This window comes from Pseudescherichia sp., assembly GCF_031998825.1.
Lineage (GTDB): Bacteria > Pseudomonadota > Gammaproteobacteria > Enterobacterales > Enterobacteriaceae > Pseudescherichia.
Genome location: NZ_DAMACX010000012.1, coordinates 71,046 through 84,629, shown reverse-complemented (window position 1 = coordinate 84,629; position 13,584 = coordinate 71,046). Strand labels below are relative to the sequence as shown.

The following is a 13,584-nucleotide window of genomic DNA, read 5'->3' as shown; positions in this document are numbered from 1 at the left end:
GCACTCTCTTACCAGCGCAATTTTTCGAGAAAATTCATGCGCTTTATCATTATTTCATTATTATGGCTTTAGTAAATGCTTTCTTTGACGAAATTTTACATAACGGCCGATTGATCTGCGCTTCGCTCTGTGCATTAATACACCAATCGCCCGCCCGTCGGGTTAACCCTTAGGAACCTCTTGTGAGTCAGTCACACAGTATGCGAAAACGACAGCGATTTGACAGTCGCATGACCCGTATCGTATTGCTTATCAGCTTTATCTTCTTCTTTGGACGCTTCGTCTACTCCTCTATCGGTGCCTGGTACCATCATCAGGACAAAGCCCAGTCACAGCAGATTAGCCAGCCTATCGACACGACAGCGTCACAACGCTGACGAGCCTAAACACGTATCGCGTTAATGACTTGTATTTACTATGCCTAAAGCTTGAGCTATGCGCGTTCGCACGATCGGCAAAAAATCTGCTGGCGTTGTTCCCCAATTCTCTGGCACAAACGTCCGCAGATAACGATCTCTGAAATCAGAGTCCAGATCGTCGCATTCGCGCAGAAACAGATCGATGTCGTCGATAATGGTATATTGCAAACCTTTGTGTGAAGCTGACAGAAAGGCGGTTATAACCCTATCGCCTGTGTTCACCTCTGGCCTTCCCTAATAAATAACTCGCAATATAAGCAATAGCAAACGATCCGACAAAACCCGCGACCTTCATGGCAATATTATCGAAAACAAATAGAGAATAAAGAGCCATAAAACTCATCGCTACTGTTATAGTTCCTTGTAATGCATGAGTAAAAAACCAACCAAGGAATTTACCTGGCCAACTTACAAATTTCATTATTAATCCTTTTACACACCTCTGGATGATTAGTGATAAATTCAAGATATGGTATAAGCTGATCTTCAACTACAAAGTATACCATATCAAGACCTTCACGCTGCACTTTCCAATAGATGTAGGGATAATGGCTCTTCATCCTACGGCTTGCTAATGCTGCTTCTTCAATTAATCCCTGCCACATCCCGGCACTGAAAGTGAAGCTGGCCCCTAACCCATATAATGTTTTCCATGCATAGGAACCTCTTGCATATTTTATAATTGTTGCTGAGATTATCTGAGAAGCTAGAATTTGCCCGCCAACTCTGCCCGCTAATCTACCAGCATCATATCCAATCTGGTTAAGAACAACTTCTTTACCCTGCGCATCAAGCTTATTGTAGAATTCTGTGATAACGATAGTAATCAGTCGGCGAATCGGCTCTTCGTTTTTAGCTAATGTTTTAATTACTTTGTAAAAACGTTCATTTTCTTTTTCATTACGTAACTTTCGGTCATAACCTAATGAACCCGTGCTAATATAGGTACGCCTTACGCCATAGTAGAAGCTGTTAGGCAATCCTTTAATACTGTTCCAGATACCTTCTGCGATTTTAGATACTTCCATGGTTAAAATCCTTAGCTGCTTATCTAAGGTCAATGATAACTAAAAAAAATTTTAAAATACAAAATTCTCATCAAAGATGAATAACACCTAACTCATTGAAAAAAAATTCATTTCTCTAATAAAAACTTTTAATTACAAATTTACCCTGCTTTTAAAAGGGAGTACACTTCTATTTTTTCTTATTAATTCGATAAACTATAGCATGGATTGAACACAGGTCTACCTCCCCAATCCATCTCATTAATGATACAAAAAACAGATAATTTAATTTAAAATCATTTATCACAAAAATATAATAAATCTGATTAACAAAGGATTGACCAATGAAAAAAAACAGCATTTTAGGGATCGTCATAGCGGCTTTAGCTTTAGGATTTTTCTTTGTTAAAAAATCTATCCCCGTTGAGGTAATGGCCGTGGATGCAACGCCCAACACGGTATTGATTGCGGTGAAAGGGCTGCCCCACTCTGCAAAAAGCAAACTGAGCTGGTGGCTTGATAACAAAAGCCTCTTAATATCAGAGTATAAACTTGATTTTACTGAACCTGATGAGCAACCCAGCGTCTACATCTATGACTTTAGCGATGGCTTTAAAAAAGAAGAGATGAAAGACAGGTTATGCTTTGACAGCGTATCGCCGCCTAATAACTGCATAGATAAAAACATCGATATGGTTATTTCTCAGCTCAGGAACGGAGAGATAAAGCTCGCCGTTGATGATGACGTTTTCATTGAGGATAAAAGCGGCAAGATAGTAAAACAAAGCCCGCGTTAAAGCGGGCTTAGAGTACTTAGAAAATAACAGCGCCTGGCAAGCGGTTACTCCCACTAGATTGTTGATAAGAATATTAACACCTTACTTATCAGTAAGTTATAAAAAATTAGTCACCAACCCCATGTTTAGTACCATACCTGGAGCTAAGGACCCGTCAGCGCTTCCTATCGTGAAACAAAACAAATTAGCCACGACTACAATCGGACGTTGGAAGCATGACTGGGTCTGGGACATTTCAGGCGTGCCCTCGCGATTTGTCGAACGGCACATCAGACCAGTAGCGGGTATTCGACATCTCACCGAACGAGGACACGGAAAGATTTTCTAAGCACCGAACGTCGATAGCCTTTCTGATAGGACGGTAGGCCTGTAACAGACTAGGGCGCGGCAAGATTGATCACGTCCTGAGTGGGGAAGAGACCCGACGCGACGATGGCAGCGTGAGCCTGCGCAGGATAATCCGCAAAAAACACGACTCCCAGATCCTCGCCAGCTCTAGAACAGCAGACATACAGAAGTCGACGGGTGCGTATAATCGTCGTTTCGTTGCCATCCCGGATATTCTGCTCGTCCGTGTCGGAGAGAGGCGTTATTCCGAAATACTTACCGTAATGGAACTGGTTATGGCGACCTTCTTCGTCATCGAGGATCGCGAGGACCCGGTTGAACTCCGCCCCCTTTACCCCCTGATGCGTTTCAAACGGCGACTGCTCCTCGATGTAGCGACGATAGCCCCATAGTTGCCGGATCGGCGTGTGAAGGAGCTTTACCAAAGCGGCATGGTTGCCGCTCTCAGCCGATGGAACCGCAACATCGTATTCGGCCATTGCCGCCAGGATGCGTTCATCCAGTTTAAACATGCCTCCATCTCGCAGGTGTTCGAACGCAGCGAATGCAGGAGTTGCTGAAGACTCTCCGCAGATCTGCGCGAGCGCCTTCACTCGAGTGTCCATATCCTTCAAAATGTCGGGCACGGCGTTCGCCTGCATGTACTCGCGCTGCAAAAAAGGCGCATGGCGACGCAGAAGGCTCATAACCTCGAATTGATCGTCATCGACATTGGCCAGCATCAATGGGGCCAGCAGCTTCAACAAAGGGGCGACAGACCAATGTGTGCCGTCATCGAACCCGTCTTTGAAACCGTCAGACGTTTTGTCGTGGAAGGCTTCGTAAAGGGAACCGAAGCCAAGGCGGTTGGCTGCCATTCGATGGGCAATCACCAAGACCTTTACGTCAGCGTCAGCTTCATCGCTAAGCCAAAGGGGGTCGTTGTTGTGATGGGCTAGCCACTGTCGCGCCTCGGCAAGGCTCTGGGTACGGTCGGCCTTGGACACCACGAGCAGCTTCGCGGAACCTTGGACCGGAACGCGTGCGCCTCCGACCTCTTTCGTTTTGCCTCCGGTCTGAGCAAGACCGTCAGCGCCCGCGCGGATTTGATTGATCACATCGAGGACTGCGACGGGGCAGCGAAAATTTTCAGGCTTCTCAATAAGTTTCCAACCGTCTAGAGGGATTATGACTCCGGCACCGGACATGTAGATTTTTTGCATCGGATCGCCAATGAACCCGAGGCAAAACTTATTACCAAGCAAGGCTGAGATCGCCTTTAATGCCGCAACAACATCCGGATCGGTGTCCTGACTCTCATCGACAAAGATGAAGGGATACTTCTGCCCAACGACCTTGGCGATAACCGGCAAGTCCCGGATCAGCTCGGTCGAAAGCTTGATAACGTCGCCATGCCCCAGAATGCCCTTTGGGTAGTCGCTCCCGACACCGTAGGTGAAGCGCTTCACATCACCGATCGAGAGCTTTTGGGCTCGATACCGCTCTAGATCGGCCTGTTTACGTTCTCGCGTCGGTGCCCGCGTCCTGTTCGTGAAGCCTTCAATCTCAGTTTCAGTGTCGGTGATTTTCTTGTCGAGCCGACGTCCGACCCAGTCTGCGATGTCGCTCTGAAACGGCTTCACGGCCGACCAGAGGAAGCTGTGGATTGTGGACACATGGAACAACTGGTTGTTGCCGACATCCCCCCAAATCTCGCCGACAGCGACTTCTGTGTAAGTAATGCAGGCGATCTTTTTGGACTGCGCTCGCAGAGCGGGGCCTCGTGTTTTGAGAAGATGATCGAGCGCTTTGACGATCGAGGTCGTTTTTCCCGACCCGGCACCTGAAACCATCACGAACCCGGTAGACTCATCATCGTCTAGCAAGTTTCTCAGTTCGATATCAGCCGGCGTATCCGGCTTTCCCGCACGGCTGGTCATTGATCCACCTGAACATCTTGGGGTTGGGCAAGAACTTCATCGACACCGACGACTTCAGCCGTGCCGTCCGTCTCCTCTTCTACTTCTACTTCTACTTCTACTTCTACTTCTACTTCTACTTCTACTTTTACTTCTACTTTTGCTTCTACGATTGTGACGTGCTGCGTCAGCCAATCTAAGCCCTGCTGGATGTAAGTAGGGACGACCCACGTCGCATCGCTGCTAGCCAACAGGCCCAAGGCGAAGTTGGTTTTCTTGAAATGCTGACCTTTGACGCGAGTATGGATTTTCGAAGCGAGGTCGGCCAGCGGCATCGTTCTCGCCTTGCTCCATCTCAGCTTCAGATCGTGGTGCTCTTTCTTCTGGCACCACTCAAGGTTTTCATAGGCGAAGGCCTCTTCGAGGGTTCGGCTCTTCAGCTCAGCAGTCTCCTCTCCCCACTTCACGGTTACAGGGCACTGATACGTTACCATCACATGCGCACCAGAGCCATTCTGCGGCGCTTGCAGCTTACTTTCAGGCGTCGCGACCAGAAGGTCTTCAATCAATATCTTGCCGGGGAGCCACTGGCGAAGGGTCTGGTTTGCCGTCACAGCTCCAGCCGTTCCTGCAGGGCATTTTGAACTTGGCTTCGGCTCATCCCCTCCAGCCGCGGCTTCATCGTCGAGATCATCGTCCTCGTCTTCATCTTCATCTTCACCAGCTTCATTATCGCCTTGGGCAACGGCGTCTGCAGCCTTCTTAGGCTTGGGCGGGTACACGCTGTCGAGGTCCGTCACGATCAGGGTCGGCAAACCGAGAAACTCAATCAGCTTCTGGAAACGAAAGGCGAAAGCACCACCAACCTCAAGAATGCTGAGATAAGCCGCGTTCAGCTTCTTAGCACCGTGACCAATCATCAATGGAAGTACGAGGCGCTCGACGTTACCCTCAACAAGGATTGCGCCGTCAGCAAAGAAGAGGTCGCAATGCATCAGCTTCATATATCGCTGGAGGAAATCCCGGTCGTCCTTGTTACTCTCGTAGAATGCTGAGAGGTTGAAAACAGAAGAGCATTGCTTGGAACCGATTTCGGCCGAACGGCGGAAATAGCGGATCGGTTTGAAGCCCCGCTCGTACAAGATGTGCGGGGAATGCGTCGTGATCACGAACTGCGTGTCGAAACCATCCGCCCCTTCGGGCGGGATGAGTTCGGTGAGCTTGCGAACGAAGGCTTGCTGGAGTTGCGCGTGCATGTGCGCCTCCGGCTCCTCGATAAACATCAGGTGGATTGGCTGGCGTTTTCCTTCCTCACCTTCCTCTGTGACCGACCACGCTGCGTGGAGGTCGAGGAGTTCGACGCCCATGTAGATAAGGTTTTTAAAACCCAACCCGTTGTAACTGTCTGGGAGAGACAGGGCTTCTACGCCACCGGTCGCTTCTTCGAGCAGGTAATGAACTTTGGCCTGTTGATCGCCCATCAGTCGATCTAGACGTAGGGCTGCGCGGATCTCCAATGCAGGATTGGAAAGGCCGGGATACCCGAGCTTGCGCAGCGATATGAACGTGTCCTTGAACACGTCCGAAAAATGCTTCGTCAATTGTTCTTCAGAGAGCGCCAACGCGCGCAGGGCGTTGTGGTCGTCTTCGCGCTTGCTCTGGTTGCGAGTGTAGAAACGGCTCAGCCGCTTGGACAAGTCCTCGGTTCGAGCTTGTGCGTTACCGTCGCTCAGGTGTCGTTGAGCGCTCAGGAAGTCCACCTTAATCAGCGAATTGATAATTGAGTGCCCCGTTCGCTCGGCATCTCCCAAGATCTCTCTCGGCGTGTATGTCTCGTCAGCGTTAGCAGGGGATAGCGACGCTTCGTCGAGAATGAAATAGCGCAGGCCGTATTCATTCTTCAACGCGCGCGCGAGGTAGTCGCGCATGTTGCGAGGCCAAGGCTTATAATCTGCGCCATGCTCAGCCTTAGTCTGGGCGAACTTCGCAGCCTCGGTCGCCATCTTCCGGTAGCTAACCAGCGTTTGCGCCGCATCCTTCACGGCAAACTCAATCCGGACACCGACGAGTGCACCTTCCCATGCGGCTCTGGGCAGGAGATCCACGACCCGGTAGAGATTGTCCGGATCAACGCTTATCCACACGTCAAGAGCTATTGCCGGAAATTCGTGGGCTTGCTCAGCCACATCTTCCGCCGGGAAATTTTCAAAGGCCGGCCAGCAATCTGCGCTGAAATCATTGACAGTGAACTTGTCCTTAGAGCCTGACAAGAACAGGTCTACTGCGTGAGTTGCTGATGTCTTTCCGCTATTGTTAGCTCCAACAAAGATGGTCAGGTCGTTCGCAAACTCGATACGAGCATCTTTCAACCTACGAAAATTCTTAAACGCCAGAGAGTGAAGATGCATATAATTTGCCCCCGCCTGAATATGCAACATCTTGTTATTATGGAAAGACTCATTATCGCTTAATCTGCACCATAGCATATGACCAACCGTAAAGGGAGTTGATTCAAGAGCAATCCTGGCATTATATCCATATCAAAAGACGGGGCGAAATGTGAGATTGGCGGTTGTGAATGGAAAGCGCGTAAAGGCTCAACCAAGGCTCAAGGGAACCTGCCTGAGCTGTGGCGGCGGCATGGCCGCCAAATGTAGGTGCGTAATTGCAAGTGACTTGACTACCCGTTTGCATTTTACTTGACCATCGCCAACAAAAATGCGGCCAGGTTGACAGGCAGCTATGAGCGAGGAGCGGAAGTTAGTACTTATCTACCGTCAATCAAAAAAGATTACGAAAGCAATAGCTATTGAGTTCTAACCAATACTACAGCACGTGGAGTTGACGGCCCAACTATCCTGGAGGGTTCTTCTCGTGTCAATTCAAACCCTTCGACCAACTCATTTGGTAGATCAGAGTCAGGGTGCATTTCCTGGAGTGACGATAATATACTTCCCAACCAAATTCGCATTTCTGTGGATCCAGTCGAATGATACAAAACCTGCTGAAGAGGTGTCCCTATCAAGCCCAACTCAAGTGACTTTCCAAAGGTATACATACAGCAAGTTGCAGTTATTTCATCATAATGGCCAATTTTGCGAACTTGTCCTAATTGAGTTTTCCACTGGAGTGTACCTGACGGCTTATAGTTGTTTTTCAAGGGACTAAGTTCGTTCGCAACAAAGTAAGCAAAATCAAACTCCTTACCTTTAGGATAAAAAACTCCAAATGTACCCACTGATGGTAGTAGGGCGCTAGAAAGTAGATCGGCGGGGAGATTAATTTTTGCTGTAGTAGTACTTATTGAAGGTCGATTTGATAGCAAGTCCCACTGCTCTAAATTTGCACGAAATTTGTATGGTGCAAACACTGCTGGAGCACACTGTAATGGGTTAGAAGAGACCTTTGCTTGATTAAAAGTAACGCGCGCTTCTCTAGGGTTTCCCGCTGGGTAATGGATGATCATCACGTCACATAATTCACAGCGTGGGACTGGTCGCCCTGAACCTCGATTAGCACTAAATTTCACTTGGTAACGATTGCCATGATATTCTTGCGCCAGTGCATTTGAACCTAGTGAATTGAAAGCGCGGATGAATGCACGGAACAGTGCTATTTCACCACGAGCACCCAATGACTCTATGCGAAAGGCATTCTGAAGAGTTAATCCAATCATTAAATTCGTAGCCTCCTTATTTATGAAATTCTTAAAGATAGTGATAATACTAATCAGTGAGTCATTAAATGTTAACTACTTTTTCGCTCATTTTAATCTTACTTCTTAGGTATCATTACATTTTTCCTGTAACACTTTCGTTTTTTCATAGCGTCGAAGAAAATCGACTAATAAGAACCCTTAAATGAAATCCAAAAAAGGAATCACTCATTTAATACGCTTAATTGAAGAATGTCCGCTTCTGGCACACAGTCGACGTAGCGTAACCATCAGCTATTTCTACGTCTCAGATCCGAGTTGTAGCGTGTCCCCGACATCCCGGCCACGCAGAGGCTTCCGGCATTGCTCAAACTCTAGCCGCGAGGCATTCTTCCCACGCGTAGCCGATCCGCTGTTTCATTGACACAATCGAAGCATTAAAAACTTGACGAAAGTATTCACTCGCCACGGGGCTTCAGAAGGCCTCACATGAAAATTTTTAACGTGTCCAGAAAGCCACCGTTTTGTGGAGAGATTTTGAAAAACCTCCAGTTCCTAACGAAAACTTTACTCTGAGGAAAGGCTTCGCAAAATGTTCGAATTTAGTGACAAGTGGGGGGGAAGACATGCTCCCCTTTGGTTACTTACGACGTTGTTCTGGGCGCTCTTGCAGCACCTGCAAATTGCACCAGAAGTCCTCATCAGTCCCGAATATGTCAGCAAGAACCCGAGCCTCATCATCTGTAAGACGACGCAAACCACAGATAATATCGTCAATATACTGCTTGCAGATACCCATAGCCTCCGCCAGTTCATCATGAGACATGTTTAGCGGTTTTAAGAATTCTTCTGCCAGCATTTCTCCCACGGTCACAGGCCCGGCGGTATCTGATTTTGTGTAGTATGCAAAAATCTCAGAACGCCCCTGCTCATACGTCAGCTCGCCTGAAATAATACGTGCCTTAACGGACTCGTACAGTGGCGTACCACTGGGGTCCATTCCTTCAAGTCTCAGGGAAGCCTCTGCTTTGCGGAAGCCCTCAATGCGTAACCGTGTATAGGGAGTCCTGGACATGTTTTTCCTTTGAGTTGCAGAAGTAAAGTTCACTCAGTGAAAGCGTCAGCTCGCACTTCCCCGTAAACTGACGCGCGAGATTTAAGATTTACTATTGCCAGATAAGCTATCTCCAGCAAAATCATCATGTTCGCGGTTATCCCGACGAGTAGCTGTTTGTTTACGTATATGTGTCGCAACTCCCCTCCAATAGTTTGTTGGGCTCGGGAAGAGTTGCTACTTCGCTTCATTGCCTGGTACTCAGCAGCCCCGTTAGCCATACTGCTTCCCATATGACTTGCCATGCGGCCAGAGCGAGAGAATGATGCAGCAAAACCTTCGCTTCCCCACTGGAACTACTTTTACCAGATGGTTGCTCTCCCGACGTGTCTATAGAACCGGTATCCTCCTCATCGCCAAATCCGCCGCCTGAACCACCGGCAGACCGGGATTCTTCGGTCATTGCCGTTTGTGCTGATTCGAATGCAGCTTTTAATGCTAAGGCCCCACCTCTGACTTGAGCTGTAGCGCTCATTGCCATCATTCCAGCGCCACTAATTGCAGTAGCAGCAGCCCTGGTAATCATAGCCGCCCCAAACCCACCAATCCCTTGTAAAGACGCTCCTCCTACAACACCAGATAACCGTATAGACAACTTATTCGTCAATACTAATAGTATAATTGACGCCAGAAGCAAAAAAGTAAGACTATTAAGATCAGGGACATCACTACCAAAACGATTATCGCGAATATTATCATAGTGGTGGGTATCATTGGCGACCAAATTGATGCGGCTGAACTGACTTTGGTTAATATCACAAACACCATATCAACTATGCTTGATGGTGAAATACCATTACTTATTCCTAACGCGTTTGCTGCAAGTTGTCTCATTGATTTAGTTATGGACTGCTATATGGCTGGGCCATTGATTAAAAGATAATAAAAAAAAACCAAAAAACTCATTTAGCTATCTGTTTTTAATTGAGTTATAAAAAATAGCATAACTGAACCGAAATTTATCACATGGTACTTTTTTAAGCCTGAATTCTAAACCAGAGAGTACCATCAAAAATCCCATTGAAAAAACCGTGCTTCCCGTGGCTAACAGCTGCCAGAAAGTGCCAGATACAAAAACAAAAAAGCCCGCAGTTACGCGGGCTTAGAGGTACTTTACTGCTTTTACGTGCAGGCTGTTGCCAAACGCTAAATCATTCCCACTCAATCGTAGCCGGTGGCTTCCCGCTGATATCATAAACTACACGCGAGATCCCATTCACCTCATTAATAATCCGGTTAGAGACGCGCCCCAGGAAGTCGTACGGCAGGTGCGCCCAGTGTGCGGTCATAAAGTCGATGGTCTCAACTGCACGCAGGGAGACAACCCAGTCGTACTTACGGCCATCGCCCATTACGCCTACGGAGCGTACCGGCAGGAACACGGTGAAGGCTTGGCTCACTTTGTTATACAGGTCAGCTTTACGCAGCTCTTCAATGAAGATAGCGTCAGCGCGACGCAGCAGGTCGCAGTACTCTTTCTTCACTTCGCCCAGAACACGGACGCCCAGACCCGGACCCGGGAACGGGTGACGGTAGAGCATATCGTACGGCAGGCCCAGCTCGAGACCAATCTTACGCACTTCGTCTTTAAACAGCTCACGCAGCGGTTCAACCAAGCCCATCTTCATCTCTTTCGGCAGGCCGCCCACGTTGTGGTGAGATTTGATGACGTGTGCTTTACCGGTCGCGGACGCAGCGGACTCGATGACGTCAGGGTAGATAGTGCCCTGCGCCAGCCACTTAACGTCTTCCAGCTTCAGCGCCTCTTCGTCGAATACTTCAACGAATACGCGGCCGATGATTTTACGTTTCGCTTCCGGATCGTTCTCACCGGCCAGCGCGTCGAGGAAGCGCTGCTCGCCTTCAACGTGAACAATGTTGAGACCGAAGTGGTCGCCAAACATGTCCATTACCTGCTCGGCTTCGTTCAGGCGTAGCAGGCCGTTGTCCACGAATACGCAGGTCAGGCGATCGCCAATGGCGCGGTGCAGCAGCATCGCGGTAACGGAGGAGTCTACGCCGCCGGAGAGACCAAGGATCACCTTGTCATTGCCAACCTGCTGGCGGATACGCTCAATGGCGTCCTCGATAATTTTAGCCGGGGTCCACAGCGCTTCGCACTCGCAGATGTCGCGCACAAAGCGCTCCAGCATACGCAGGCCCTGACGGGTGTGGGTCACTTCCGGGTGGAACTGCACGCCGTAGAAGCGCTTCTCTTCGTTAGCCATAATGGCAAACGGGCAGGTCTCGGTGCTGGCAACGGTCACAAAGTCTTCCGGGATAGCGGTAACTTTGTCGCCGTGGCTCATCCACACGTCCAGCAGCGGGTTGCCCTCTGCGCTCAGGGAGTCCTCAATGCCACGCACCAGCGCGCTCTGAGTTTTTACTTCAACCTGGGCGTAGCCAAACTCACGTTCGTTGGAGCCTTCAACGTGGCCGCCAAGCTGCATCGCCATCGTTTGCATACCGTAGCAAACGCCGAATACCGGTACGCCTGCCTCAAATACATACTGCGGCGCACGCGGGCTGTTGTGTTCAGTGGTGCTCTCCGGGCCGCCGGACAGGATGATCCCGTTCGGGTTGAACTCACGGATTTGGGCTTCGGTGACGTCCCAGGCCCACAGCTCACAGTAGACGCCCAGCTCACGCACACGGCGGGCAACAAGCTGAGTGTACTGCGAACCAAAGTCGAGGATAAGAATGCGATGCTTATGAATATTGTCGGTCATTGACGATTGTTCCGAGGCAGAAACAGATAGAGAAGATAAGTGCCGGGCAGCGTTAACCTACCCGGCCTACAAATTAAATCAGGAACCCATGCGGTAGTTCGGGGACTCTTTGGTGATCGTCACGTCGTGAACGTGGCTCTCCTGAATGCCCGCCCCGCTGATGCGTACAAATTCAGCCTGCGTACGCAGCGCGTCGATAGTACCACAGCCGGTCAGACCCATACAGGAGCGCAGGCCGCCCATCTGCTGGTGAATGATCTCTTTGAGGTAACCTTTGTACGCCACGCGGCCTTCGATACCTTCCGGCACCAGCTTGTCAGCAGCGTTATCGGTCTGGAAGTAGCGATCGGAGGAGCCTTTGGACATCGCGCCCAGCGAGCCCATGCCACGGTAGGATTTGTAAGAGCGGCCCTGGAAGAGTTCGATCTCGCCCGGGGACTCTTCTGTACCGGCCAGCATGGAGCCAACCATTACCGCCGCCGCGCCTGCGGCAATCGCTTTAGCGATATCGCCGGAGAAGCGGATACCGCCATCGGCGATAACCGGAATGCCAGTGCCTTCAAGGGCTGCAACCGCGTCGGAAACCGCGGTGATCTGCGGAACGCCCACGCCGGTAACGATACGGGTAGTACAGATAGAGCCTGGGCCGATACCCACTTTCACCGCGCTGACGCCAGCGTCGGCCAGGGCACGTGCGCCTGCACCGGTAGCCACGTTGCCGCCAACGATCTGCAGGTCAGGATATTTAGCACGGGTCTCACGAATACGCTGCAGCACGCCTTCGGAGTGGCCGTGGGAGGAGTCGATCAGCAGCACGTCAACGCCCGCGGCAACCAGCGCATCAACGCGCTCTTCGTTGCCCGCGCCCGCGCCTACCGCAGCACCCACGCGCAGACGGCCATGCTCGTCTTTACAGGCGTTCGGTTTACGTTCGGCTTTCTGGAAATCTTTTACGGTGATCATGCCGCGCAGGTGGAAGCTCTCGTCTACGACCAGCGCCTTCTCAACGCGTTTTTCATGCATTTTGGCAAACACGGCGTCGCGGGCTTCACCTTCACGCACGGTGACCAGACGCTCTTTCGGCGTCATATAAACGCTTACCGGCTGGCTCAGGTCAGTAACAAAGCGCACGTCACGACCGGTGATGATGCCCACCAGCTCGTAGTCAGCGGTCACGACCGGGTAACCGGCAAAGCCGTTGCGCTCGGTCAGCTCTTTCACTTCACGCAGGGTGGTGGTCGGCAGCACGGTCTGCGGATCGGTTACCACGCCGGACTCATGTTTCTTCACGCGGCGTACTTCTTCCGCCTGGCGTTCGATGGACATGTTTTTATGGATAAAACCGATGCCCCCTTCCTGCGCCAGGGCGATAGCCAGGCGTGCTTCCGTCACGGTGTCCATTGCTGCGGAGAGCATAGGAATATTCAGGCGAATGGTTTTGGTAAGCTGGGTGCTGAGGTCGGCAGTATTCGGCAGAACGGTAGAATGAGCGGGAACGAGGAGGACGTCGTCAAACGTCAGGGCTTCTTTAGCGATACGTAGCATGGGCAATATCTCTGACCGGGTGGTTAAATATTGCCGTGGCATTATACAGAGCGTAACCGATTGCATCTACAC

11 protein-coding genes and 1 pseudogene are annotated in these 13,584 nt (G+C 50.2%); 2 read left to right on the top strand and 10 right to left on the bottom strand.

Features of this window, described 5'->3' with window-relative positions:
* The first annotated feature begins 182 nt into the window (after nt 1-182).
* Nucleotides 183-377, top strand: a complete 195-nt coding sequence (locus RTP97_RS08240) for a YfgG family protein (RefSeq protein WP_312212667.1) — start codon at nt 183-185, stop codon at nt 375-377.
* A 21-nt stretch (nt 378-398) separates the two neighbouring features.
* Here RTP97_RS08240 and RTP97_RS08235 read toward each other — a convergent pair whose 3' ends face one another.
* From RTP97_RS08235 to RTP97_RS08225, 3 genes are read right to left on the bottom strand one after another with little or no spacing between them, the layout of a single operon-like run.
* Nucleotides 399-641, bottom strand: a complete 243-nt coding sequence (locus RTP97_RS08235) for a contact-dependent growth inhibition system immunity protein (protein WP_312412528.1) — start codon at nt 639-641, stop codon at nt 399-401.
* Nucleotides 625-840: a hypothetical protein gene (locus RTP97_RS08230; protein WP_312412527.1), complete on the bottom strand. Its 216-nt coding sequence runs from the start codon at nt 838-840 to the stop codon at nt 625-627. Before RTP97_RS08230 ends, RTP97_RS08235 begins: the two co-directional genes overlap by 17 nt.
* On the bottom strand, nt 815-1,447 hold the full coding sequence (locus tag RTP97_RS08225) for a hypothetical protein (protein WP_312412526.1): 633 nt from the start codon (nt 1,445-1,447) through the stop codon (nt 815-817). Before RTP97_RS08225 ends, RTP97_RS08230 begins: the two co-directional genes overlap by 26 nt.
* A 323-nt stretch (nt 1,448-1,770) precedes the next feature.
* Between RTP97_RS08225 and RTP97_RS08220 the strand changes: the two genes are divergently transcribed.
* Nucleotides 1,771-2,223 carry a DUF943 family protein gene (locus tag RTP97_RS08220; RefSeq protein WP_312412524.1) on the top strand — a complete coding sequence of 151 codons (453 nt, stop codon included), beginning with the start codon at nt 1,771-1,773 and terminating at the stop codon, nt 2,221-2,223.
* A gap of 377 nt (nt 2,224-2,600) precedes the next feature.
* Here the strand turns inward: RTP97_RS08220 and RTP97_RS08215 are convergent, their stop codons facing one another.
* From RTP97_RS08215 to guaB, 7 genes and pseudogenes are all read right to left on the bottom strand, one after another.
* Entirely contained in the window at nt 2,601-4,490 is a 1,890-nt protein-coding gene (locus RTP97_RS08215; RefSeq protein ID WP_312412522.1) for a UvrD-helicase domain-containing protein, read from the bottom strand.
* Nucleotides 4,487-6,877 (bottom strand): ATP-dependent endonuclease, encoded by a 2,391-nt coding sequence (locus tag RTP97_RS08210; protein WP_312412520.1) that lies wholly within the window; start codon nt 6,875-6,877, stop codon nt 4,487-4,489. Before RTP97_RS08210 ends, RTP97_RS08215 begins: the two co-directional genes overlap by 4 nt.
* A 398-nt stretch (nt 6,878-7,275) precedes the next feature.
* The gene (locus RTP97_RS08205; protein WP_312412518.1) at nt 7,276-8,145 is read right to left on the bottom strand and encodes a hypothetical protein; all 870 of its coding nucleotides are present in this window, start codon (nt 8,143-8,145) and stop codon (nt 7,276-7,278) included.
* A 619-nt stretch (nt 8,146-8,764) separates the two neighbouring features.
* Nucleotides 8,765-9,199, bottom strand: a complete 435-nt coding sequence (locus RTP97_RS08200; RefSeq protein WP_312412516.1) for a HigA family addiction module antitoxin — start codon at nt 9,197-9,199, stop codon at nt 8,765-8,767.
* 81 nt (nt 9,200-9,280) lie between these two features.
* A pseudogene (locus tag RTP97_RS08195) lies at nt 9,281-10,144 on the bottom strand (hypothetical protein); the annotation flags it as partial.
* Between the two features lie 245 nt (nt 10,145-10,389).
* Nucleotides 10,390-11,967 carry a glutamine-hydrolyzing GMP synthase gene (guaA, locus tag RTP97_RS08190; RefSeq protein WP_312412513.1) on the bottom strand — a complete coding sequence of 526 codons (1,578 nt, stop codon included), beginning with the start codon at nt 11,965-11,967 and terminating at the stop codon, nt 10,390-10,392.
* Nucleotides 11,968-12,045: 78 nt separating this feature from the next.
* Nucleotides 12,046-13,512 carry an IMP dehydrogenase gene (gene guaB / locus RTP97_RS08185; RefSeq protein ID WP_312212685.1) on the bottom strand — a complete coding sequence of 489 codons (1,467 nt, stop codon included), beginning with the start codon at nt 13,510-13,512 and terminating at the stop codon, nt 12,046-12,048.
* Nucleotides 13,513-13,584: the final 72 nt, after the last annotated feature.

Bases quoted from the DNA above. Each gene is read 5' to 3' on its own strand.
- RTP97_RS08210 (WP_312412520.1), bottom strand. From the start codon at position 6,877: ATGCATCTTCACTCTCTGGCGTTTAAGAATTTTCGTAGGTTGAAAGAT.
- RTP97_RS08200 (WP_312412516.1), bottom strand. From the start codon at position 9,199: ATGTCCAGGACTCCCTATACACGGTTACGCATTGAGGGCTTCCGCAAA.
- RTP97_RS08225 (WP_312412526.1), bottom strand. From the start codon at position 1,447: ATGGAAGTATCTAAAATCGCAGAAGGTATCTGGAACAGTATTAAAGGA.
- RTP97_RS08215 (WP_312412522.1), bottom strand. From the start codon at position 4,490: ATGACCAGCCGTGCGGGAAAGCCGGATACGCCGGCTGATATCGAACTG.
- guaB (WP_312212685.1), bottom strand. From the start codon at position 13,512: ATGCTACGTATCGCTAAAGAAGCCCTGACGTTTGACGACGTCCTCCTC.
- guaA (WP_312412513.1), bottom strand. From the start codon at position 11,967: ATGACCGACAATATTCATAAGCATCGCATTCTTATCCTCGACTTTGGT.
- RTP97_RS08220 (WP_312412524.1), top strand. From the start codon at position 1,771: ATGAAAAAAAACAGCATTTTAGGGATCGTCATAGCGGCTTTAGCTTTA.
- RTP97_RS08230 (WP_312412527.1), bottom strand. From the start codon at position 840: ATGAAATTTGTAAGTTGGCCAGGTAAATTCCTTGGTTGGTTTTTTACT.
- RTP97_RS08205 (WP_312412518.1), bottom strand. From the start codon at position 8,145: ATGATTGGATTAACTCTTCAGAATGCCTTTCGCATAGAGTCATTGGGT.